Raw genomic sequence first — 23,613 nt, forward strand, 5'->3', positions numbered from 1 at the left:
GTCCATCTATTGACAGAAAACCCATTTTTTTTTATACTTATCAAGATAGCGTAACAATAACTAGGAGGCACATATGGCTGGTGCAAGTAAAAACTCACGAACTGCTGCTGCGACTCAAAAATTTAATTGTCCCTGCGGCGGAGAAATCGTATTAAAAACAATGGTCGATAACGGTAAGATTAAAAATATTGCAGAATGTTCAAAATGTAAAAGAGTTGAACGACGACCTAAAGACTTTCATTAATCGATCCGGTTTTAAAGTTCTTAAAACGCCGAAGAGGGAGGCTCTTTCTGTAAGATGAGGGTCTCCCTTTGTTATTTTTGCGAAATTTAAGGAGAATAGGGAAAAATGAGCAAGGATGATATTTTTAAATCGAGTTTGGGGGAAGAATGCGGAATTGCGGCTGTTTGGGATTCAAATTCCTATAAGACGGAAAATCCTGAAAGGCTGCCTTTCAGGCTGGATGATGCTGCCCGCTCGGTTTTCTATGCTCTTTTTTCTCTTCAGCATAGGGGACAGGAGGCTGCCGGTATGGCTGTTTCAAACGGAAAACACATCCGAGTCTTCAAAAAACCCGGCCTTGTTTCAAACATTTTTACCGAGCACGATATATCGAACCTTCAAGGCTATGCTGCCATAGGCCACACCCGATATTCGACTACGGGCTCTTCTTCTTTTGGAAATATCCAGCCCTTTTATATAGAAACAATGCACGGGCCTATAGCCCTTGCTCATAACGGAAACCTTGTAAACGCCCCGCATTTAAGGCAAAAACTTTTGGAAAGAGGGGTAGGCCTTTCTTCTACCTCGGATACCGAAGTTATGATTATGATGCTTGCCGCTGCCAAGGGCGATTCTTGGGCGGAGCGTATAGCTTCGTGTATGCGAGAATGGGAAGGAGCTTTTTCGATTGCCGTTTTAACGGTTGAAGGCATCTACATAGCCAGAGACCCTTGGGGCTTCAGGCCTCTTTGTGTCGGAAGTTTTCAGGACGGAGTATCGGTTGCAGCAAGCGAGTCTTGTGCTCTTTTAACCCTTGGATGCAAGGATTTTACTGAGGTAAAAGCCGGTGAAATTCTAAAACTTATAGACAACGGAGCCGAGCTTTGTATGCGCATTCCGCCTAAGGAGCCTCTTTCCCCATGTATCTTTGAGTACGTCTACTTTGCCCGCCCCGACTCGGTTTGGAACAATGCATCGGTTCATGTATCCCGTGTAAATTTCGGCAAGGAGCTTGCAAAAAATGCCCCCGTTGATGCCGATATAGTTATAGCCATTCCCGACTCGTCCCGTTCGGCGGCCATAGGCTATTCCCAAGAATCGGGCATCCCTTATGATGAAGGCTTTTCAAAAAACCGCTACATAGGACGCACCTTTATTCAGCCTACACAAAAATTGCGGGACCAAGGCGTTGCGATGAAATTCAATGTTCTTTCAGAAGCTGTCCAAGGAAAACGCATCATAGTGGTTGATGACAGCATCGTCAGAGGAAGCACCATGGGACCCTTAATCAAAATGCTTAGGGGAGCGGGTGCAAAAGAAGTACACATCAGAATATCTTCTCCTCCTGTACGGTACTCCTGCTTTATGGGCGTAGATATGGGAAACCCCGAAAACCTCATCGCCCACAAAAAAACGGTTGAAGAAATCAGGGAACACATCGGAGCCGACTCCTTAGTTTATCTGTCCCAAGAAAGTATGCTCAAGGCTATGAAAGATGCCGGAGCAAACACCCGCTTTTGCTGTGCCTGCTTTGACGGTAAATACCCCGTCGATGTCAGTGCCGCCGCCGATAAGAACAGCTTTGAGTAGAGAGCTCCTACCTTGAAAATTTTACTGATTTAATTAAAATGTATATCATATTGTGGAGATAAAATATGTTATGGAATGAACAAACGGAAAAATATTTTTTCAAAGAAGCTCTAAAATCTTTTGCCTCCCCTGAACAACTTTTTTATAACTTACAATCCGGCTATTATGCGTATATACCCAAAGATTTTGATTCTGAAGGACAAACACTGCAAAGCAGAAATTCACTTATAGGTCGATTTACAGAAAAATGGTGTAAACAAATTTTTTCTCCTATTGCTGAAGAATTCGGTTTATACGCTATTAATGGTGTAGTTTGTGAAGAAATTGCACTGACGAAATCGTCCAGTGCCGATCTGGCGCTTTGTACCAAAAATACTATCAATCAAAAAGCAGAAGATATAAAATTCATTTTTGAAATAAAAATGAGTATTGTTTCAAATTATCGCTTTGAACAACCTGATACTTTAACTTTAATCGGAGATTATAAAAGTCATAAAGGAAATCCGTCTCTGCTTAGATCAGATTCAATGTTAAAAGCTATAGGAAAATCTATTAATATTAGAGTTTCCGGTTCAAATGCAAATACTATCCCGATAATCATTTTAGGTAACAGTCCAATAACATCTACATATTCAAAAAAAGTTGATTTTTTAAAATCAGCCGGAGTTATTCAGGGCTTTTATAGTTTAAACCCAAATCCTACAAAATCGGATTTTATTTTTGAATCTCCTGAAAAAGGTTTTATAACAATTACTGATGAACATGAGTTGAAGAATTTATGTAAACGAATTTTATCGGAAGAACGGCATTATTTTTCTTCTATGATTTCAAAAAAACAACTTGGCAAGATAATAAGTATTGCGGCAAAAGAAATTGATGATGTTAAAAAAGGTGAAAAATTCTTAAAATTATTGCGAGGTTGTAATGAATAAATCCGGTACTGAAACTAGCAGCTTTGGAGTTAGAGGCAGAATAAACCATGATTCCAGTAAATTTTATGATTCAAGATTATATAAAGAATTAGAAAAAAAAGAGCAAATTATTTCGGATATCGAGAATCCTTTTCCGGAAGAATTACTTGATTCTATTATATTAGGTTCTTGTGAAAATATGAGTCAGATACCTGATAATTCTTTGCATTTAATGATAACATCTCCCCCCTACAATGTATCGAAAGAATATGATGATGATTTATCATTAGAGGAGTATTTAAAACTTCTTGAAAATGCTTTTTCCGAAACATATCGGGTGCTTGTAAATGGAGGGAGGGCATGTATAAATGTTGCAAATTTAGGACGTAAGCCGTATATTCCATTATCCGATTATATTTCAAAAATGATGGTTGATATAGGTTTTAATATGCGTGGAGAAATTATTTGGAATAAGGCGGCAAGTGCTAGTCCTTCAACAGCATGGGGCAGTTGGCAAAGCGCGTCAAATCCTACATTAAGAGATATTCATGAATATATCTTAGTTTTCTCAAAAGGAGATTATAAACGTCCACAATTACAAAAAGAAAATACTATACAACGCGAAGAATTTATGGAATGGACTAAGTCAATTTGGACAATGAATGCTGAAAGTGCAAAGAGAGTGGGGCATCCGGCTCCCTTTCCAATTGAATTGCCTTATAGATTAATTCAATTATACTCTTTTAAAAATGATATAGTTTTGGATCCTTTTATGGGCAGTGGAACGACGGCTATAGGAGCTTTGAAATCTCAACGGCATTATATAGGGTATGAAATAAATAATGATTATATAAATTTAGCAAATGAAAGGATTTATCCATATAAAATCGATAATCAGTTGTTTGCATAGTTGTAATTACTTTAAAGCAAGAATTTTGTATGGGAATTAAACATGAAAAAACTTATATTATTTTTTTGTGCTATTTTTACAGTAGTTATTGTATTGATATTTATACCGAAATCGGTAATCGGTAAAAATAAAAATGACGAAAAATTTGTGTTATACAACACTAATATAAATACCATATATTTTGATTCTATAAAATTAGATGTAAAAGGCTCAACAGAAACTGTTAGACTTACTAAAACTGAATATGATAATTCTATTTGGGATATAGGTTTTGAAGTCTTAACGGAAAATATACCTGTAGATTTTAAATATAACGGAATTTTAAAATTAATGATTTTTGATGAAGAAAATAATCTAATAGAGAGTAAAGAAATTAATTCGGTAGAGAGGTTTGTCTTTTCCGGTAAAGATTTATCAAATATTAAAATTGCTGCTTTTTGGAGAGATGTATTTAAAATTTCAGGTAAATATATTGATTTAATTTTATTAGTAGAAAAGGAAGATTCTCAATTATCAGGTTATCCTATTAGATGTTTTTTAGGTCCTATTGTAACTCCATAATAAGGTTAAAGATTCCTGCTTGATCTTTTTCTTTTTTTTCAATTGCAAAATTTGCCTCTTTTTGATATAATATCCCTAGTAATTATTTAGGGGGAAATATGATTTATACATCGGAAAGTCTGCTTGAAGCTGCAAAAAACGCCGTTCCTAAGGCGGAGCTTGTAACTTTACGCATTCACCGCACAAGGGATACTTTCTTTGCGGCTCAGGATGGAGCTTTTGAATCTTCCGGTTATTCGGCTGATCAGGGGTTTATGGTTGAAGTCTTGTATAAGGGGCATATTGCTTATGGGGCAACTCAAAATATGACGCCTCAAGGGGCTGCCGAAGCTGCCCGCCAAGCCTTTAATGCCGCTCAAACCGCTTCAGCCTTTAAAATTGCCGATTTTGACAAAAATGTCAGGCCGGATACGGAATTAAAATACGAGACTCTTAGGGGTAAAAAGACCCGCCCTTCCAAAACGGAAATTTTCGATTATCTTTTTGAGATATGCAATATTTTAAAAGTCTCTGATGAAGTTATTGACACTCATGCCTATGTAAATTTAGGCGAAGAGGTAATAGAGCTTTTAAGTTCAGGCGGGGCAAAAATCTTACAAGATTTTTACACAATAGGTTCAAGTTTCGGTGCTGCTGCCCGCCGAGGGGACATAATCCAAAGACGGACTTATAATGGCTCAGGTGCCCGTACCTTTCAGGGCGGCTATGAGTTTTTAAACTTTGCCAAATCCAAGGTAGAGGCCAAAAGGGTTGGGAATGAAGTAATAGAGCTCTTGGGAGCCGAGTCCTGTCCTTCCGACAGGCGTACCCTCGTTCTTATGCCCGACCAAATGCTTTTGCAAATTCACGAAAGTGTCGGCCATCCCTTGGAAATTGACCGCATTTTAGGTGATGAAAGAAACTTTGCAGGCGGCAGTTTTATAAAGCCTGAAGATATAGGAAGCTTCCAATACGGCTCACGCCTTATGAATATCTGCTATGATCCTACAATTCCATATCAGCTTGCCACCTTTGCCGCCGACCAGACGGGAGCTCAGGCAAAGAAAACCTTTATAATCAAGGACGGAATTTTAGTCTGTGCCTTGGGAAGCCTCGAAAGTGCAGGCCGCCTCTATGCAGGCAAACCCGTTCCGCCGGACAAGATGGTCGCAAACCAAAGAGCAACCTCGTGGAACCGGCCGCCGATAGACAGAATGGCAAACCTAAACCTTGAACCGGGAACCAGCAGCTTTGATCAAATAATTTCTTCAATCGAAAAAGGAATTATTATGACATCGAACCGCTCATGGTCGATAGACGATTACCGCAATAAATTTCAATTCGGATGCGAATACGGCCAATTAATCGAAAACGGAAAAATTACCAAAACCGTACGCGACCCGAACTACCGAGGTGTATCTCAAAACTTTTGGCGAAACCTCTGTGCCGTAGGCGACAAATCCACATTCCATGTTTACGGAACGCCTAACTGCGGTAAGGGAGAACCGAATCAGGTTATCAGTGTAGGACACGCAAGTCCTGTATGCGCATTTTCTGATGTAGAAGTTTTTGGAGGCGGAAAATGAAAATGAGTTTTAAAGAATATTTTGAATCGATTGCCGATTTTATGCTTTCTGAACTGCTTGATGGAGAAAAAATTTCGATTTCTTTTTCGGGCGAAAAAAGCTATTTTATGCGCTTTAGCAAGGCTAAGGTACGCCAAAACGGAATGGTTGATCAAGGTTATTTTTCTTGTACTTTTTGGAAAAAAAACCGCACCCATGATTTTCGTTTTGGTATTCAGATGAGTATGGAAAAAGATAAGAGGATGGCTGCAGAGGCTCTTCAAGAAGCTAGAGACTCTATAATGCTTCTGCCCGAAGACAAATACCAGTCAATTCCCGAAGCCTCGCAAACCTCTTCGGCAATATACACGGGAAAACTTTTGCCCGAAGATAAGATACCCGAAACTATTTTATCTCCCGTTAAAGACCTTGACTTTGCAGGCCTTTATTCTCAGGGCGTTATTTGTAAGGGTGTTATAACTTCAGCAGGGGCAAGCCATTGGTTTCAAACCGAAACCTTTGTTTTGGATTATTCGGTCTGGCTTGAAAACGGGCGCGGTATAAAATCTCTTTATTCGGGAACGGAATGGAGTGATGCGCAATATAAGGCAAAGATAGAGCAAGCTCGAAAGGGCTTGGAAGTTCTGCACACGCCTCAAAAAAAATTAGCACCAGGAAAATATAAAGCTTTTATAAGCGCCGATGCCCTCCTTGATGTAACGGACTTTTTTTCGTGGGACGGTTTTAGCGAAAGGAGTATGCAGCAAGGCTCCAGTGCCTATCTTGCCTTAAAGGAGGGAAGGGAACATTTTTCCGATAGGTTTAATTTGACTCAAGATTTTTCTCTAGGGCTTGAACCTGCCTTTAACTCAAACGGAGAGCTTGCCCCCGAAAAATTAAGTATAATCGAAAAGGGTAAACTTAAAAATACCTTGGTCAGCTTAAGAACCGAAACCCAGTACGGAGTAAAATCCAACGGTGCCCCTTTAAGCGAGGGTATGCGTTCAATAGTTATCGGAACGGGAAACCTAAACGAAGCTGATGCCGTAAAAGAGCTGGGTACGGGTATTTATATTTCTAACTTTAACTACCTAAACTGGAGCGATACATCCTCGGCCCGTGTTACCGGCATGACCCGTTTTGCCTGCCTTTGGGTAGAGGACGGAAAAATCGTTGCCCCGATTGCCGATATGCGCTGGGATGAATCCTTATACAATATGTTTGGGGAAAACCTTTTGGCCGTAACAAAGGAAAGCCGAATCTTTGCAAATACCGGTACCTACGGCAGAAGAAGAACGGGAGGTGCTTCGCTTCCCGGCATCTTGGTAAAGGATTTTAACTGTACGCTTTAGGGAGCTCCCCAAAGGGAGTACCCTTTTGGGTGCACCCTTTGGGGTGTCCTCCTTTGGGGATAAAAAATAAATGATATTAAAGCAAAGGCAGCAGCAGATTCTATCTCAAAAGATGGTGATGAACCAGCAGATGTTAAATGCTGTTGCCCTGCTTAATTTATCGAGCGAAGAACTTCAGGAAGAGGTAATAAAAGAAGTAAAGCGGAATCCGGCTCTTGTTTTTAAAACCTCTTCCCGAGTGAGTGCCGCCTCCGCTGAAGAGGGGGATAAGCATCAAAGTTTTTTGGAGAGCATCGAAGATGATTCCCGCAAAACCCTTCAAGCTCATCTGATTGAACAAGCCGGAGAATCTATTACGGATGAATATGTTCTAGATGCTGCAATGCTCATCATCCAAAATTTAGACCGAAACGGTTTTTATTGGGTTCCTCTTGAAGAACTCTTTGCAGACATGCTTTCCGAAAAAAAAATAAAACATACTGAAATAAAAAAAGCCCTCAATATAGTCAGACGGCTTGAACCGATAGGCTGTGCCTGTACCGGTATTAAAGAATCTCTTATTGTGCAGGCCGGAATACTTTGCGAGTCTCCCAAAACACACGAAATCCTTGATATCTATAAAAACATACATTCTCTTTGTGTAAAGATAATAAAAGAACACTACGAAGTTCTTGTCTTTGTTTCCGATTTAAAACTTTTTATAAAAAAACTTGCTCAAAAAAAAATCGTTATAGATATGGAAACGGCGGAAGAACTTGCAGAGCTGATAAACTCCTTAAACCCTAAGCCGGGACTTGCCTATTCACGCGAAGCCGTAGATGAAAAATTTATTGTGCCGGTTGCCGAGATAAAACGGGAAGGAAACGAATTTAAGATTATAATAAATGATGAGGAAGTCCCTGCCTTGGAAATTTCTCCCGAATATGAAAGAATAAAAAACTCGGGTTCGCGGGAAGAAAAAAAAGAGGCGTCGGACTTTTTAAACAAGGCTTCTCTATTTATGAGTGTTCTTGCCTACCGCAATCAGACTATACTAAAAGTCTTAACTGCCATTGTACATTTTCAAGAGCCTTTTTTTTTAGGCCGCCCCTGCAAACCTTCTGTTGAAGTGGAGAGTGAAAAAATGCAGGCAGGGTATTTAAAGCCCTTAAAACAAATCGATATTGCAGAAATTGTGGGCTTAAGCCCTTCTACCGTTTCGAGAGTTTCAAACCAAAAGTATATAAGATGCGAGTGGGGCATCTTTGAAATTAAAGACCTATTTTCGCCGGAAGTAAGCGGCGGCCTTTCAAAAGATTATGTAGAAAAAGCAATAAGAGAAATTATCGAATCGGATACTGAAAAAAAAACCGATGCTCGTATTTCTCAAATCTTAAAAGAAAGAGGAATCGATATCGCCGTAAGAACGGTAAATAAGTACCGCAAGGAAATAGGACTTCCTTCATCGTATAACCGTAGTTGACATTTTTACCGAATTGCCGTATAAAAAAGATATGGAAATTACGGAGATTTATACCGGCCCGCTTTTTGTAAAGACTTGGGCTCTTCCCTTGGATAAAAAGACGGTTCTTCTCGTTGATCCGGGCGGCACGGATGAGGAATTGATGGAATACCTAAAAAGCAAAAATGCCGAAAGACTTGAAATTATGCTGACCCACGGGCATTTTGACCATGTGGGCGGCGTGCCCTGCCTTATGCTGAAATATCCCGATTCTTCTTTATGGATTCATCCTGCAGATGCGGACTATCTGGGTAAAAACGGAAAAGAAAAGCATATTGCATGTTTTAGCCAAATCCGTGCAGAGCGGTATATAAAAGCTATGAAATACGATTTTCCCGATCCTACCGGTTTTTTAAATGACGGAGATATTGTAAACGGTTTTAAGGTTTTATATACTCCCGGGCATACCGAAGGTTCTGTTTGTTTTTGGAATGAGGAAGAAAAAGTGCTTTTTTCGGGGGATACCCTTTTTTACCGCTCCCACGGAAGAACCGACCTTTTGGGCGGAGACGATCAGAAGATGAAGGCCTCATTAAAATCCCTTTTAAACCTGCCGGATGACACTGCCGTTTATCCCGGGCACGGTTCCAATACCTCGATAGGTGCTGAAAGGGGCTGGATAGAAAAGATTTAGAGAATCTTAAATATTCCCCGGATAAACATATTTTAAATTTCTTTGGGCTGTCTTACATAGGCGCCTGATTGTTTCAGGCCTTGTGGGGGCCTTATCCCTCATCTTGTAGGCAGGGTAGAAGGCCGAGATATGAAGGGGTATATCCGGCCTTATTTTTGAAAGCATTTGGGAGAGGGCATCTATTTCATCGTCGCCGCTGTTATATCCTTCTATAACCAAGCAGGTAACTTCAAGATGAATTTCTGAGGCAGCTTTTTTTATAGTGTTTATTACAGGCTCTATTTTTCCTTTACAGACCTTGGTATAAAACTGCGGGGAAAATGACTTTAGATCGATATTCATCGCGTCAACCATAGGAAGAATTTTATATAAGGGTTCTTCTTCGATAAAGCCGTTTGTTACAAGCACTGTTTTTAAATCTTTTTCTTTTGCAAGCGGGAGAACATCCTTTATATACTCATACCAAACCGTGGGCTCGTTATAAGTAAAAGCTATGCCGATAGAGGGCGTTTTTAAAACAGCCCCAATCAGCTCCTCAGGACTGACCTCATCCCGATAATTGCTGGTTTTCTCCTCTATTTTTTTTGGAACGGAATGAACAAGGGAGTGGTTTTGACAAAATAGGCAGTCAAAGTTACAGCCGAAGGTTCCTACCGAGAAGATATAGGATGAAGGATAAAAATGATATAGGGGCTTTTTTTCGATAGGGTCGAGAGCTGCTCCCAAAACCTTGCCGTAGTTTAAGCTATAAAGTTTTCCGCCTATGTTTTTGCGGCTAAGGCATCGGGAGCTTTGTCCTTCTTTTATAAGACATCTGTGAGGGCATAAAAGGCAGCGTATTTTATCGTCTTCTTTTTTTGAAAATGAAGGTTCGTTTTTCCAAAATTCCGCTTCTTTCATAGCCCTCCTAAAGTCCTTTTAAAAAGATGCTCGAGCATCTCTATTGCGATGGATGTAAAACACATCCAACAATGTTTTTTATGACTTATAAAATTACTTTTTTTTGCGGCTGCCTTAGAAGGTTTGGCTGCCGGTTTGTTTGCATCTGCCTTGGGAGCTTTGCTTGAAGGCTTAGCAGGCTTCGCCTCCTTTGCAGACTTCGCCGGCTTTGCCGGCTTTTTAGCGGCGGGAGCCTTAGCTGTGCTTACCTTTACTGCAGAAGGTTTTGTATTAGGAAGCTCAATGCCGAGCTTTTCGCTCAATTTTTCAAGCATATCCTTTGTCATGCTTTCAAGGTTATACTTAGGCTTCCAACCCCATTCTTTTTTTGCACAAGAATCATCTAGGGAGTTAGGCCAAGAATCTGCTATGGCCTGACGTACCGGGTCTACATCATAGCTCATCTTAAATTTGGGAATATGCTTTTTGATTTCTGCAGCTATCGTTTCGGGTGCAAAGCTCATAGCCGTGATGTTAAATGCATTTCTGTGTTTTAATTTTGCAGGGTCTGCCTCAAGAAGTTTAAAGATAGCGTTTAAGGCATCGGGCATGTACATCATGTCCATAAGGGTTCCTTTTTTGATAAAGGAAGTATAGGCTCCTTGTTTTAAGGCCTCATAGTAGATATGAACTGCATAGTCGGTTGTTCCGCCGCCGGGGAGAGCTTCATAGGATATAAGACCGGGGAAGCGTACACCCCTTGTGTCTACACCGAATTTTTGATGGTAATAATCGCACAAAAGTTCTCCGGCAACCTTTGTAACACCGTACATTGAAGTAGGTCTCTGGATTGTATCCTGCGGAGTCTTATCGGCAGGGGTCGAAGGGCCGAAGGCTGCGATTGAGCTGGGCACAAAAAGAGAATATTTTTGTTCTCGTGAAAGTTCCAACATATTGTGTAAACCTGTAAGGTTAATCTGATAGGCTAATTGAGGATTTTTTTCTGCAACGGCTGAAAGAAGGGCTGCAAGGTGGATGATTGTGTTGACCTTATATTTTTTGCAAACCTCAAGAGTTTTTTTGCCGTCAAGGACATCGAGCTTTTCAAAGGGACCGCTTCCAATAACCTTGGGTACATCTTTTTTTTCGATATCGGAAGCTATAACATTGTCGTTTCCGTACTCTTTTCTCAAAAACATAACCAATTCACTTCCGATCTGTCCGAGTGAACCGGTAACCAAAATTTTTCTTTTAGTCATACTATCTCCTTTTTTTTGCAGTATGTATTTCTGCTAAAAAATCTATTTTTAATTTTACCATATTTTTATTTTATGTGCTAGATGTTAATGACGTTGTTAATAACGATGTTAATGACGTTGTCAATGACTGTCAGTGACAGCCGCTGACAGGTGTACATTCTTAGTAAATTACTTATATCCTCCGTTATGTTTTAGTTCCTTAAAAAGACTTATGACTATCAAGATTATTATAATTCCTAAAGGAAAGGCTGCTATAATTGAAAGGCTTTGCAGCTGATTTAAATTTGTTCCCACAAGGATTAAGGCTGCAGGAAGCATGACAAAGACTACAGCCCAAAAAGCTCTTAAGCCTTTTTTAGGTTCCGAATGTTTTTCAAGATTCTTTTGAGAATAGGAGGCTATTACCAAGGTAATTGCATCAAAGGTACTCGAATAAAAAGCTATCATTGTAATTATCAAAATACCCAAAACAATTTTTGCATAAGGAAGGGTGTTAAGAATTTGTAAGATAACCTGAGAAGGATCCGTTTCCTTTATTGCGGAAGCAGCGTCAAATATTCCGTGAGTCTGTAAATGAAGTCCGTAATTTCCAAGAATTATAAAAGAACAATAAGTTCCTGCTATGCCGCAGATAAGCCCGCCTATTATAGTATTTTTTATTGTACGGCCTTCCGAAATTTTTCCTATAAAGAAAGGAGTTGCAACAAACCATGCTATCCAATAGGCCCAGTAAAATATTGTCCATTTTTGAGGGAATCCCGATCCGCCGTCACCCGAAATACGCAATGGGTCCATCCATGTGGACATACCGAAAAAGTTTTGAATAACCTTTCCGATTCCGGTTATACTGGTTTCAATTATATATATTTTAGGAGAGGCTATAAAGACAAATCCTAGAAGAACACAAAAGGAGATAACCGAAACCTTTGCAAGCTGAGAAATACCCTTTAACCCCAATAAGACAGCAGCTGTGTAGACGGCCGCTATTATGAGAAGAATAGAAAGGGTCAAAATCTTCCCTTGAGGAATTCCAAAAATAGTAGAAACAGCCAAGGATAAAAGAGGTGTCGCAAGGGAAAAGGTTGTAGCAGTTCCTGCCAATAAACCTATTACCGAAAAAACATCTATCATCTTTCCTATAGGGCCGTCAATCTTATTCCCGAAAATAGGGCGACAACTTTCTGACAGCTTTTGTTTTGTTCTTCCCTTTACGTGGAGCATATAAGCAAAGGCTACGGCAGGCACTATATGAAAAGCCCACGGCGTTATGCCCCAATGGAATAGAGGATAGGCGGCTGCCCAATCCTGCCTTTCTGCAAGCGAAAGAGCCGATAGACCGAAAGGGCTTTCACCGAAATAATAGGCCCATTCTATTAAAGACCAGTAAAGAATATCGGCTGCCATAGTCGAGGTAAAAATCATAGAGCCCCATGTAAAATTTCCGTAACGTGGTTTTTCAAGGTTACCCAGTTTTACGGTACCGAAACGGGAAAAGGCTAAACCTATAGCAGTAAAAACAAGGCCCAAGCCTAGCAAAATATAGAAAAAGCCCAGTTTGTTTACAAAAACATACCAAAGGGCATCAACAACCTTCATCGATTGCGCCGGGAAAAAGAGAATCAACCCCGTCAAACATATTATCGCCGCCAGCGGTAATACTGTTATAAGCCAGTCAATCTCATTTTTGTCTTTTAATTCAAGTTCCTTTACGCCTAATTCATTTTCAGTGTTCATCATCAATTATCTCCTACTATAATCTTTACCCTTTTATAATAATCCTTTGCATACCGGTACATTTTTAAACCGTAATCTCCAAAACTCACGCCCAAAGCCTCTTTATAACAAGTCCAAAGAGCCCATAAAAAACCCGAAAGAGCAACATAACAATAGATACGAAGCCTTTCACCTTTTTCAGGTTTTCTTTGAAAATAAAGCTCCATCAAATTTTCAAGTTCTGTATTGTCATAGTAGGCATAAATAGCAAACATTGCTATATCGATCAGGGGATCGCACATAGCCGCATATTCCCAATCGATTAAATGCACATCATCGCCGCTGATTATAAAATTATCCGGCACAAGATCTATATGACTTAAAACATGGGGCTTTTCCGTATTTTCAATCAATTCTAAAAGTTCGTTCATTAAATTTCTAATCTCATTATAGTCATGATATAAAATACCGTTTTTTTCATTTGCAATTTTTTCGTAATAATTTATACGCTCACGTAAAGTAAAGGAGTGGCCGACCTTTAAGCCGGACTCATGGAGGCGGCGGGCAACTGCCATACATTTTTTTAAATCTTCAAGATTGCGGGCATCCGCAGTATGAGAGTTGGGAATAAACTTGCTGATCTTTACACCTTTTTCAGGATCAAAATAAATAATGGAATCGCTTAAATTTAAAGGAGAAACAGCCTTATAAACTTCATATTCTTCCTTTCTGTTAATAAGAGCTTGAGTACCTTCTCCCGGTATTCTAAAAATATATTCTTCGCCTTCAAATTCAAACAAAAACGATTTATTTGTCATCCCGAATTTTAGAGGTTTTAAATTTGTAATGCTGTGCTCGGGTCTTTTAAATACTTGTGAAATAAGTTCAAGCCATTTATCATGGGATGAAAGAAGATAGGAAGAGTCAAAAAGCCGGATATCATCGAGAGATTCAAATTCATATACCTGATGTTCCCTCTGCTTATTTGCAAACATTGTAAGCTCTTTTATGTTCCGCATGTAAACATCTTCCCAATACCAATCGTCCGTATCGTCTCGTTTATAGGCTTGTTCAATCATCGGAACTATCTTATCCGAAAACCCTTTTGAAAAATAAACAGGGCCGTACATAACCCAGCCGTTTTTTCCGCCCACTTTCACACTCATAATTTTATCGTGAAGACCTAACTTTAATATCCATTCTTTCGTCTTGCCGGTTACCTTAACGGAAGAATACCAGGAATCATATTCATGGGAATGATACATGTTTTCCCTAAGCCAATTATCGCTTGAAAGAATATAGGTATTTTTAAGTTCGTCTCTTACGTGATAAAGAGTCGAAAGATTGTTTTTGTTTTTAAAATCCGGATTATACACAAGCTTTACATCGTACTTATCTATAAGATATTCAAAGGTTTCTTTTAAGTAACCCACAACTATTGTTATATCATTAATACCGGCAGCCTTTAACTGTTCAATCTGCCTTTCTATCATCCTTTCGCCGAATACTTCCAACAAACCCTTAGGAGTTGCATAGGTTAAAGGGACAAAACGTGAACCGAAACCGGCAGCCATAATGATTGCATTATCCACCTTACATTCATCAAAAGCCTTTAAAGCCTTTTCCGTAAGCCTCTTTTTTCCAAAAGCCGAAATACCTTCGGTATGCAAAAAACCGTCATGTTCCATATCTAATAAAATTTTATTCACATAGGCCAAGGATATCTTTATTTTTTTTGCAATATTTCTTTGCGAAATATCCTTATCTTTTTGCATCAGCTCAATAATTTGAAAATATCTTTTTTTCATAGACAAGTATATTATACAAAAACAATGTTCAAAGTCAAGACTTTTTATATAAAAAAGTGAACACTGCAAGTGAGTTTAAGGTAGACCTCTAAAAGCTTAGTTTTTTAGAGGCTCCATTTTGTGAATTCACGTAAATCCATCTTGTTAATTTACATAAAAATAGAAAATTTTTCGTTATAAATATCTTGACAATATAATAGTTTTGATTGTATAGTTAAGTTGTTCTGATTTGACGCTTGTAGGCTTAAATCAGTAACAATATCGCTATATGCGTAAAAGGAGTTTAATTGCACTATGGAACAATTTTTAAAAAATCTTACAGACTGGGTTTCTTCGGTTAACGGATTTATCTGGGGCGTTTACTTCCTCATTCCGCTTCTATGCGGTACCGGTTTGTTTTTTACAATCCGGTTAGGAGGAGTACAGTTCACAAAATTCGGAGCCGGCTGGAAACGCCTTTTCGGTAACTTTTCTTTAAGCGGAGAAAAAGCCGGAAAACACGGTATGAGTTCTTTCCAAGCTGTTGCTACAGCAATTGCAGCACAGGTAGGAACGGGAAACCTTGTAGGTGCTATGACAGCCCTCATTATGGGCGGCCCCGGTGCTATTTTCTGGATGTGGCTTGCAGCTCTCGCAGGTATGGCAACAAACTTTGCAGAAGCCTGTATTGCTCAAATTTACAAGACAAAAGATGATTCAGGCCAAACAGTAGGAGGCCCTGCATACTATATTTCCGCAGGTTTAAAAACCAAATGCGGAGAAGGCTTTTCAAAATTTCTTGCAGGTTTCTTTGCAATAGCAATCATCCTCGCCCTCGGTTTTATGGGCAATATGGTTCAAGCTAATTCAATTTCAGATGCTTTCCAAAACGCTTTCCATATTCCTACATGGATAACGGGTGCCGTTCTTGCAGTAATTGCCGGTATTATCTTCATGGGCGGTGTTAAGCGGATTGCTTCGGTTACCGAAAAAGTCGTTCCCCTTATGGCCATCGTTTACATTGTGGTCGGTCTTGTGGTCATTATCATCAATGCATCTCAGATCCCCGAAATGTTTGCTATGATCTTTAAGGGTGCTTTTAATCCCAAAGCTGTTTGGGGCGGTGCACTCGGTTTCGGAATGGGAAGAGCTGTCCGCTACGGTGTTGCCCGAGGCCTTTTCTCGAATGAAGCAGGTATGGGTTCTACACCTCATGCTCATGCTGTTGCAGATGTAAAACATCCTGTGGAACAGGGCGTATTGGGTATTGTTGCCGTATTTATCGACACCTTTGTTGTTTTAAACATTACAGTATTTACCGTTTTGAGCTCAGGCGTTGTAAAATTTGAAGGCGGCGAACCTACAATGAGGGGAATTAAGCTCGTTCAAGAAGCTTTTGCACAACACTTGTTCGGAACCACATTCGGCTATCTTTTCATTGCTATCTGTCTTTTCTTCTTTGCATTCTCTACAATTATCGGCTGGTACTACTTCGGAGAAACAAATATCAGATACTTATTCGGAACAAAAGGGCTTATTCCCTACCAGCTCCTAGTAGTTATCTTCATTTTTGTCGGAAGCTTGCTTAAGATAGATTTGGTTTGGGAATTGACCGACTTCTTTAACGGAATCATGGTTATACCTAACCTTATAGCCTTGCTATTACTAAGCGGAGCCGTTGCTAAGGTCTTAAAAGACTATAACAAGGGACTCCCATACGACGCAAGCCAGTATAAATAAACACTAAAAAGGGCAGCTTGAGCTGCCCTTTATCTTTACTTTTATTTTCCAAAACATAAGATATGCAAAAAGATTCAAAAACTAACAAAAGACTTATTATCACAAATAACCCTAAAGTTAAGACTTTCTATGAAGAAGATAGAACGGGACTAAAAGACCGCTATGAGCTTAAATTTTTGGATTCAAGAGATGAAGTTTTTAAGACAGTAAGGGATTTGATCCATTCCAACTGGAAGCTCTTAAACCATGCAATGGCAGGAAACATTCCGCTTCACAAGCACCCATACCGCAGCATGGCTTTGGAACAGCAGGAAAATCTTGACACAAATTCCCTGATTCTGTGGGAATCGGCGATGGAACGTGTAAAAAGAGGTAAAATACCCGCCTATCCTGACGATGTATTGGAAGATTTTCAAGAACTGGATTATAATCTATTTTCGGGCTCGGTAAAATTTTAACAACTATCTTAAATTCATTTATAAGCTGAAGGTGAGGCTTTGGCGAATTTAAAAGAAAAGCCACGAGCTTACATCATCGATGATTTTTGTTAAAATCATTGCATGTATTTCCTGTTTTTCAGATTCTACATATTCTTTCCATGAAGTGTGAGTATAATTTTTATTGATTCTTGAACGCAATAGAAGAGATTTTTCTTTTAGTTCCTCTTCAGTTAATTTTGAATAGGCTTTTAAAACATTGACCACAAAATACGTACTTAGAGTTTTTATAAGGGTATTTTTAGCCGTATCCGATACTTTATTAAATAAAGCTGCACTTTTTTCGTATTCTTTCATCATTTGTAGGGAGAGAGCCGAATAAAATACAAGCCATTCACTTGATTCCGTATTTGAAACAGGCAAAGATGAGGTAAATTCAAAAACATCCTGATAGTCTCCCGAAATCATCTTAGCTGCAGCAAATTTTGGGCCTAATTTTATCAAATACTTATATTTATGTTCTTTTAAAAAGGAACATAACTTATTCATAGAAGAAAAATCTCCCAAAAGAATAAGAGATTCAGCTAAGAGTTTTGAATTTTTATAGTTTATTCTTTTTTTTGTATAAATTTTCATTTCAAGCAGGGAGGCGAGAGATGACCAATCTTCAGCCTCAATATAGTCAATCAATGTCTTGTTTTTAAAAAAGAGGATATTTACAAACAGTATCAGAATAAAAAATACGGGACCGAAAAACCAGTTTGTCTTCCAAAATTCCCTCATAAACGAACCGTCAGCATAAAACAAAGGCAGGAAAAAAACGGTAAACAATAATAAACTTAAGACGATATTAAATATAATAAATAGTACTTTTAATTTCATATAAAATCCTTTATAATATATGTACATTATACTATAGGAGAGAAAATAAGTGAATACCTATAATGCCGACCATATAAAAGATTTATCATTTTTTAATAAAAATGTTTATTTAGACAAGAAATTTTTGCTTTTAATCCCCGAAACGCCGCTTACGGCCGAGCTAAAAGCTATTTTAAGCGAGTGGGATTTTTCTCTCCTTTATTCCGACGGTGAACCATCAAGTTTTATGAGTTTTAGGACAAATAAGGCTGAATCTTCAGACAAGGACGTACTGGACTCGAGCAAGGAAAACGAAATTATTTCAGAAAAGCTAAAAAAGCAAAAAGAAATGATGGAAGAAATCGAAAATAAATTTTGGGATTTTTTACGATTTACGGATAAAATTTTTACCGATTATACTATGAAAAAAATCTTGGAGCCGCGTCTTATTTTTGATAAAGTAAAAGAGCTTTGCGATTTCGTAAAAAACGATAAAAAGCTAATCCTTCTTATAGAAATGCAAAAATACAGCTCTCCGACAAATTATCTTGTCATGCACTCCCTAAGATCTTCAATTTTTGCCATAATTATAGGAATTCAGCTAAAAATGCCTCCCCATAGACTAATAGAGCTGGGAGCAGCCTGTCTTTTACACGAAATAGGAATGTTTAGGCTTCCGCCTCAATACTATATGTATGATGCACCATTAAGCGAAGAAGGAAAAAAGGCCTTATTTACACATCCTGTTCTGTCCTATAATATTTTAAAAACCTCATCTTTTTCTTTGCCCATATGCTTAGCCGTATTGGAGCATCATGAAAGAGAGAATGGTATGGGCTATCCTAGGGGGCTTACAAAGGAAAAAATTTCAATGTATGGTAAAATAATAGCCGTTGCCTGTTCCTATGAAGCGGCTACTTCACCCCGTCCTTATAAGGAAGCTCAAGATGCCTCATCTGGTATTGTCGAAATGATAAAAAATGCTAACGGACAATATGATGAAACTATCTTAAAGGCTCTTCTTTATGCCCTGTCTTTTTATCCTGTCGGAATGTATGTTCATCTTTCTAATGGAAAAATTGCAAAAGTCATTGATGTAAATCCGAGCGATCCGCGCTTTCCGATAGTTCAACTGTACGGTCAAACAGGGCCTACAGGAGAACCCGTAATAATACAGACTAAAGCAAGTACCGTAACCATAAAAAGACAGTTATCTAAAGAAGAACTAAAAAATATTGACCGTAACTCAACTGCCTTATTTTAAAATTACCCAAGTGGAGCCGGTTCCGCCATCTGCATTTTTCGGATGGCCGGTTTCGCCTGCTCTTTTATGCTTTTCAAGATAGGAACGGACAAATGGTGCCAAGACTGCTCCTCCGTCTGAATGATTCCCCTTGCCATGTATAATCAAAATTTTTTTTAAGCCTTTTCGTATCGAATTTTCAAAAAAGATATTTAACGCAGCTTCGGCTTCATCACAGGTCATACCGTGTAAATCGATTTCGTCCTCATATCTCATATCCCGCAATATTTTTCGTTCCCTTGCGTAATCTATTTTGTTCAAAGATTCTTGAGCATCTTTATCTTCAGTGCCGTACCGTCTTAACCAGAGTTCCATAGGATTAATCTTTTTTTTATTTTCTTCGCTTATGAGTGTTTTATGATTTTTTTTATTTGAACGCTCATCTTTTTTTATCTGTTTTTTTCCATAAGGTTTTCCTGAAATTCTATCCCATTCATCTAAAATATCACCGAAATTACTCATGCAAATCTCCTAATCCGTTATAATAAATTCGCTCTTTTTTTGCCAGCCGCCCGTACCGTCTCTCTTTTCAACAAAAAACCATTCAGAAGTTTTTTGCTTTATAATAACCGTTTCTCCTATTTGCAAGGAGCTTACTATCGCTCCGTTTTTTTTCAGGGATATGATAAACCACAGATTCTTCGTCATAGCCGGTAGGGCGGTAAACGGCTCTTTCATATTGTCCCAAATAAAAAAAGAGAAGTGCAGAAACAAAAATAAAACAAACTATCAAAAGAGTCTTAAGCCGATTTTTTTTCTTCTTAAAGCATATAATAAAATATACTTCGGCCGCCAATAAAATAAAAAGTAAGGGCCATAATATTTTTTTAAAAATTGCAGACCTGACAGTAAAGCTTTCCTTTAAATTCAAGTCTTTTTCATATTCAAGCCTCTTAGCTTTTTCTTGTCCCGAAAAAAGGCTGTTGGCTTCTTTTACACGCAGTTGAGCGATTATCAAGGCTTTTGATATTTTTTCATCAAAATTTTTTTTATGATTGTCGGAAACGTTTTGGGCTGCCGAACTATCCTTAACCTCCAAAGCGGATTTTAAACTTTCATAAGCTTTTTTTTCGTCATCGCTTATTTTTTCTTGTTCAAGTCTTCCCTCTATTACATTTACTTTTTGCTCTCTAATATAAATTTTACGTGAACTTTTTGATTCGGAAGTAATACTTATTTGAGGTATGGGAAGACTTATCTCACCGGTTTTTAAAGGTGTCCAAAAAAAACAAGAGACGGCTTTCCAACCTAATTCTTTAATATCGATATTATTTTTAATATTATCGGTATCCTCCAAAATGGAATTTTCAGGAGCTTGGCAGTTTATATCCAAACCGGAAGGTTTACCGTCTCTGCTAAAGTAATCATAAAAAAAGCCTGCCAAAACTATAAGATATTTTTTCCCCTGCACAATTTTTTCCACAGGGGAATATGAAACTGCATCCAATATTTTCCATTTGAATATCGTATCTTTTGATAGAGCAGGGGGCTCTACTTGAATAGAAAAATTTTTAAGTTTTGTTCGGCTGTTTCCTAAAGATAGATAGGGAACAAGTCCAAAGGTTCCGATTTTTTTTAATTTATATTTGTTTGTAATTAGAATCCCGCCATATAATGAATTTACAGCCGAATCTAAAAATTCAAGAACTTCTTCATCATCCACAATAATAAGTTTAGGTATATCGGCATAGCCGGCGTAGCCGGCAGAGCTATGATAATGGAACGAAGAGTCATCTAATTTTATTTTTATTTCAAAAACAGAATCTATAAACAAAGGGCTTGAAGAAAATGACAACTGTGCATCTTCTTCTATTCCGGCATGAGCAAAGCTGAAACAAAAAAATAAAAGAAAAAATGCTATCAATAATCGAATGCCTGAGATTGATTGTTTTCTTGCTCTTTCTTTTGCCATTGCTCTTTCTCCTTTTTTCGTATCAAATTTAAAATAGTTTTTTCTTGTAAACTGTCTTCTTTATTTTCTATGACAGCCGGACCTTGACTATTAATAGGTTTATCTTTTTCTCTTTTTTGATAGCGCTTACTCAATTCAAAATTAATTTTAGCATCAACACTATCCGGTTCAAGTTCAAGAGATTTTCTAAAAAGAATTACAGCTTTCTCATAGTCTTGATTTTTAAATGCAATTATTCCTTTTTGATAATAAATATAGGAATCCAATCTTTTATCATTATTTTCATTTATTTTTTCAAAGCGGGAAAGAGCCGAAGCATCTTCATTTTGCATAAGATAGATTGAACCGATTGCAAATTCCGAATAGTCTTTTATTTTTTCATCTTTAATTTCTTCACTTAAATCCATTGAGTCAAAAAATTTTGATGCAGCCTTGTTCCAGTTGTTTTGTTTCCATGCAATATATCCCGATAGAAAATCGAGTCTGGCCTTATCGCCTTTACTGCATGCGGAGATCAATAAAACAAGAAAAATTATATAGACTATTTTATTTATTTTTACCATAAATAGACACTCCGCCCAAACATAAAAAAATAAAAGCAAGTAAAAGCATTTCAAAATTTCTTTTTACCGGTTCCTGTATATAAACCATTTTTTCCACACCCTCTATTCCGGTATCGATTATTTTTAAAATACTTTCTATAGAACCCGAACTTAAAGCTGAAATATACATACTATCGCCGCCTGCCGCTTTTGCAGCTTTTTGTAAAAACTCTTCTTCCAATCGTGCATCCTTTAATTGGGTATTTCCCTTTTCATCAACTACTCTTATTTTACTGTCTTCAAGGGTACCGAATCCCACAATAATGAGAAGCACATCCGTCTTTTTGATTTTTTCTGCGGCGTGTAAAAGAGAGCCTGTAGTTTCCCCGCCGTCCGTGCATAAAATTATTATTTTTGAATTTCCCCTGTTCTCCCCAAAAGAATCCAAAGCCCGTAATACTCCTGCTTCAAGGTTTGTCCCTGCGGAAGAAAGGATTAACGGAGACAGGGCATCTATTGCAGAGGACAGTGCATTTTTTTCAAAGCTTAACGGAACAGATAAAACTCCGTCACCCTTTGTAATTACAAGTCCAACTGCAGGCTCAGTATGCCCTGTATTCCCTGCTGAGGTTTTATGCATTTTTTCCAGCAGTATTTTTAAAAATTTTCTTTGTACCGCAATGCGGCTGGGCTGAATATCCTGAAGGCTCATACTTTTTGAAATATCGGAAACAAGCATAACCGATACTCCTCTGCGTCTTACCGAAATAGGTTTAGCCCCCCAAAGGGGACAGGCTAAACCCAAAACCAAAAAAATCCAAGCAAGAGAAAAAAACAATGCCCTTGTCTTAGCCTTTTTGATTATTTTTTTTAAATTTTCCAAACTTAAATAAGCTTTTTTTATCTTTTTTAAGTTTATATAAAAAATGAACCAAACAGGAAGTAAAAATATAATCAAAAATAAATATGCAGGGTTTTCAAAACTTATCATAGATATACCCTCATAAAAATTCTGCGTAAAAGCCATGCAAAAGCAAAAGAAAATATTGAGGCGGATAAAAAATAAACATATAAATTTTCTTCGATTATCTGTGTAAAATTTGACTGTGCAGAAGGGATTTGCTTGGACATAGTATTAAATATATTTTCAAGCATCTCAGGTGAAGAGGCGGAGGCATATTTTCCGTTTCCGTATTGAGCTGTTTTTTTTAACTCAAGCTCATCGAACTTAGAAAAAATAGAACCTGAGTAAGTTTTTCCTGTTTTTCGATCCGTATATTCCAAAGTAGTATATCCCGCACTTCCTATTCCTATAACATAAAAGCCGATGTTTTTATTTACTAAAGATGTTGCAGCAGTTTTCGGATTAATTTCTCCCGTATTATTTTCGCCGTCAGTAAGTAAAATAATATATGAAGAGTTGAATTTACTTCTTGTCATATAGGCTGAAGAAACTGCAAGTCCCATGCCGATTGCCGTTCCGTCTCCCAATTCTCCTATACTTAAAGAATTAAGGCGCGATAAAAACACCTTATGGTCAATTGTAGGAGGAACAATTAGAGCTGCAGAACTTGATAAAGCAGCCAAGCCGAAAGAATCTCCCGGATACTTTGCAACAAATTTTCTTATAATTTTTTTTGCACTTTCGATTCTTGTTTCTCCGTTCATATCCTTTGCAGCCATCGAAGGACTTATGTCCAATAAAAACATAATCGAACTTCCTGCATCGGTATACATTTGTTTATTTTTAAAAATAACAGGCTCTGATAAAGTTATTATCAAAAATATAATTCCGCAATACCAAAGAAAATAAGATAAAAAATTCCCGAATTCCATTAGTTTATTTTTTTTGGAAAAAGCCCTTTCCAATTTACCAAATTTAAATTTAACTCGGGACTTTGCATCAGTCCGTTTTTTTTTAATATAAAAAAGAAAGGGAAAAGTAATAGCAATA

Annotated in this window: 21 protein-coding genes and 1 pseudogene; 12 read left to right on the top strand and 10 right to left on the bottom strand. The window is 37.9% G+C overall.

Annotated features, from left to right (window positions below; all coding sequences use genetic code 11):
- Nucleotides 1-73 precede the first annotated feature (73 nt).
- From JO40_RS14070 to JO40_RS08530, 9 genes are all read left to right on the top strand, one after another.
- Nucleotides 74-244 carry a hypothetical protein gene (locus JO40_RS14070; protein ID WP_144242265.1) on the top strand — a complete coding sequence of 57 codons (171 nt, stop codon included), beginning with the start codon at nucleotides 74-76 and terminating at the stop codon, nucleotides 242-244.
- Nucleotides 245-349: 105 nt separating this feature from the next.
- Entirely contained in the window at nucleotides 350-1,813 is a 1,464-nt protein-coding gene (purF, locus tag JO40_RS08495) for an amidophosphoribosyltransferase (RefSeq protein ID WP_044978964.1), read from the top strand.
- 65 nt (nucleotides 1,814-1,878) lie between these two features.
- Nucleotides 1,879-2,745 (top strand): hypothetical protein, encoded by an 867-nt coding sequence (locus JO40_RS08500; RefSeq protein WP_044978965.1) that lies wholly within the window; start codon nucleotides 1,879-1,881, stop codon nucleotides 2,743-2,745.
- A complete protein-coding gene (locus tag JO40_RS08505) occupies nucleotides 2,738-3,634 on the top strand; it encodes a DNA-methyltransferase (RefSeq protein WP_044978966.1) in 897 nt (298 codons plus the stop codon). Before JO40_RS08500 ends, JO40_RS08505 begins: the two co-directional genes overlap by 8 nt.
- A 42-nt stretch (nucleotides 3,635-3,676) precedes the next feature.
- On the top strand, nucleotides 3,677-4,195 hold the full coding sequence (locus tag JO40_RS08510; protein ID WP_044978967.1) for a hypothetical protein: 519 nt from the start codon (nucleotides 3,677-3,679) through the stop codon (nucleotides 4,193-4,195).
- 98 nt (nucleotides 4,196-4,293) lie between these two features.
- The gene (locus tag JO40_RS08515) at nucleotides 4,294-5,760 is read left to right on the top strand and encodes a TldD/PmbA family protein (protein ID WP_044978968.1); all 1,467 of its coding nucleotides are present in this window, start codon (nucleotides 4,294-4,296) and stop codon (nucleotides 5,758-5,760) included.
- Nucleotides 5,757-7,091 (top strand): TldD/PmbA family protein, encoded by a 1,335-nt coding sequence (locus JO40_RS08520; RefSeq protein ID WP_044978969.1) that lies wholly within the window; start codon nucleotides 5,757-5,759, stop codon nucleotides 7,089-7,091. The genes JO40_RS08515 and JO40_RS08520 overlap by 4 nt, the downstream gene beginning before the upstream one ends.
- Before the next feature lie 70 nt (nucleotides 7,092-7,161).
- Nucleotides 7,162-8,553 carry an RNA polymerase factor sigma-54 gene (rpoN, locus tag JO40_RS08525; protein ID WP_044978970.1) on the top strand — a complete coding sequence of 464 codons (1,392 nt, stop codon included), beginning with the start codon at nucleotides 7,162-7,164 and terminating at the stop codon, nucleotides 8,551-8,553.
- A 31-nt stretch (nucleotides 8,554-8,584) separates the two neighbouring features.
- Nucleotides 8,585-9,226, top strand: coding sequence for an MBL fold metallo-hydrolase (locus tag JO40_RS08530; RefSeq protein WP_044978971.1), 642 nt, complete (start codon nucleotides 8,585-8,587; stop codon nucleotides 9,224-9,226).
- Between the two features lie 6 nt (nucleotides 9,227-9,232).
- Here JO40_RS08530 and amrS read toward each other — a convergent pair whose 3' ends face one another.
- The 4 genes and pseudogenes from amrS to JO40_RS08550 all read right to left on the bottom strand — a co-directional run bounded on the left by amrS (nucleotide 9,233) and on the right by JO40_RS08550 (nucleotide 14,885).
- On the bottom strand, nucleotides 9,233-10,126 hold the full coding sequence (gene amrS, locus JO40_RS08535) for an AmmeMemoRadiSam system radical SAM enzyme (RefSeq protein ID WP_044978972.1): 894 nt from the start codon (nucleotides 10,124-10,126) through the stop codon (nucleotides 9,233-9,235).
- 95 nt (nucleotides 10,127-10,221) lie between these two features.
- Nucleotides 10,222-11,364: pseudogene (locus tag JO40_RS08540) on the bottom strand (L-threonine 3-dehydrogenase); the annotation flags it as partial.
- 168 nt (nucleotides 11,365-11,532) lie between these two features.
- Complete coding sequence (locus tag JO40_RS08545; RefSeq protein WP_044978973.1) at nucleotides 11,533-13,101, bottom strand: BCCT family transporter; 1,569 nt, start codon at nucleotides 13,099-13,101, stop codon at nucleotides 11,533-11,535.
- Nucleotides 13,101-14,885, bottom strand: coding sequence for a phosphotransferase (locus JO40_RS08550; protein ID WP_084224563.1), 1,785 nt, complete (start codon nucleotides 14,883-14,885; stop codon nucleotides 13,101-13,103). Before JO40_RS08550 ends, JO40_RS08545 begins: the two co-directional genes overlap by 1 nt.
- Nucleotides 14,886-15,179: 294 nt before the next feature.
- Between JO40_RS08550 and JO40_RS08555 the strand changes: the two genes are divergently transcribed.
- Together JO40_RS08555 and JO40_RS08560 are read left to right on the top strand one after the other, a co-directional pair.
- On the top strand, nucleotides 15,180-16,604 hold the full coding sequence (locus JO40_RS08555; RefSeq protein WP_044978974.1) for an alanine/glycine:cation symporter family protein: 1,425 nt from the start codon (nucleotides 15,180-15,182) through the stop codon (nucleotides 16,602-16,604).
- A 62-nt stretch (nucleotides 16,605-16,666) separates the two neighbouring features.
- Complete coding sequence (locus tag JO40_RS08560) at nucleotides 16,667-17,062, top strand: GrdX family protein (RefSeq protein WP_044978975.1); 396 nt, start codon at nucleotides 16,667-16,669, stop codon at nucleotides 17,060-17,062.
- 48 nt (nucleotides 17,063-17,110) lie between these two features.
- On the opposite strand, the gene JO40_RS08565 is transcribed toward JO40_RS08560, so the two are convergent.
- The gene (locus JO40_RS08565) at nucleotides 17,111-17,923 is read right to left on the bottom strand and encodes a hypothetical protein (protein ID WP_044978976.1); all 813 of its coding nucleotides are present in this window, start codon (nucleotides 17,921-17,923) and stop codon (nucleotides 17,111-17,113) included.
- A gap of 49 nt (nucleotides 17,924-17,972) precedes the next feature.
- On the opposite strand from JO40_RS08565, the gene JO40_RS08570 reads away from it, so the two are divergent.
- Nucleotides 17,973-19,166, top strand: a complete 1,194-nt coding sequence (locus JO40_RS08570) for an HD-GYP domain-containing protein (protein WP_044978977.1) — start codon at nucleotides 17,973-17,975, stop codon at nucleotides 19,164-19,166.
- Here the strand turns inward: JO40_RS08570 and JO40_RS08575 are convergent.
- From JO40_RS08575 to JO40_RS08595, 5 genes are all read right to left on the bottom strand, one after another.
- Nucleotides 19,158-19,667 carry a Smr/MutS family protein gene (locus tag JO40_RS08575; RefSeq protein ID WP_044978978.1) on the bottom strand — a complete coding sequence of 170 codons (510 nt, stop codon included), beginning with the start codon at nucleotides 19,665-19,667 and terminating at the stop codon, nucleotides 19,158-19,160. The genes JO40_RS08570 and JO40_RS08575 overlap by 9 nt on opposite strands.
- 82 nt (nucleotides 19,668-19,749) lie before the next feature.
- Entirely contained in the window at nucleotides 19,750-21,117 is a 1,368-nt protein-coding gene (locus tag JO40_RS08580) for a hypothetical protein (RefSeq protein WP_245608814.1), read from the bottom strand.
- A complete protein-coding gene (locus tag JO40_RS08585) occupies nucleotides 21,066-21,680 on the bottom strand; it encodes a tetratricopeptide repeat protein (RefSeq protein ID WP_044978979.1) in 615 nt (204 codons plus the stop codon). The genes JO40_RS08580 and JO40_RS08585 overlap by 52 nt, the downstream gene beginning before the upstream one ends.
- Nucleotides 21,664-22,650 carry a vWA domain-containing protein gene (locus JO40_RS08590; RefSeq protein WP_044978980.1) on the bottom strand — a complete coding sequence of 329 codons (987 nt, stop codon included), beginning with the start codon at nucleotides 22,648-22,650 and terminating at the stop codon, nucleotides 21,664-21,666. The genes JO40_RS08585 and JO40_RS08590 overlap by 17 nt, the downstream gene beginning before the upstream one ends.
- Complete coding sequence (locus tag JO40_RS08595) at nucleotides 22,647-23,441, bottom strand: VWA domain-containing protein (RefSeq protein ID WP_245608815.1); 795 nt, start codon at nucleotides 23,439-23,441, stop codon at nucleotides 22,647-22,649. The genes JO40_RS08590 and JO40_RS08595 overlap by 4 nt, the downstream gene beginning before the upstream one ends.
- Nucleotides 23,442-23,613 lie beyond the last annotated feature (172 nt).

Source organism: Treponema putidum, from assembly GCF_000755145.1.
Taxonomy (GTDB): domain Bacteria; phylum Spirochaetota; class Spirochaetia; order Treponematales; family Treponemataceae; genus Treponema_B; species Treponema_B putidum.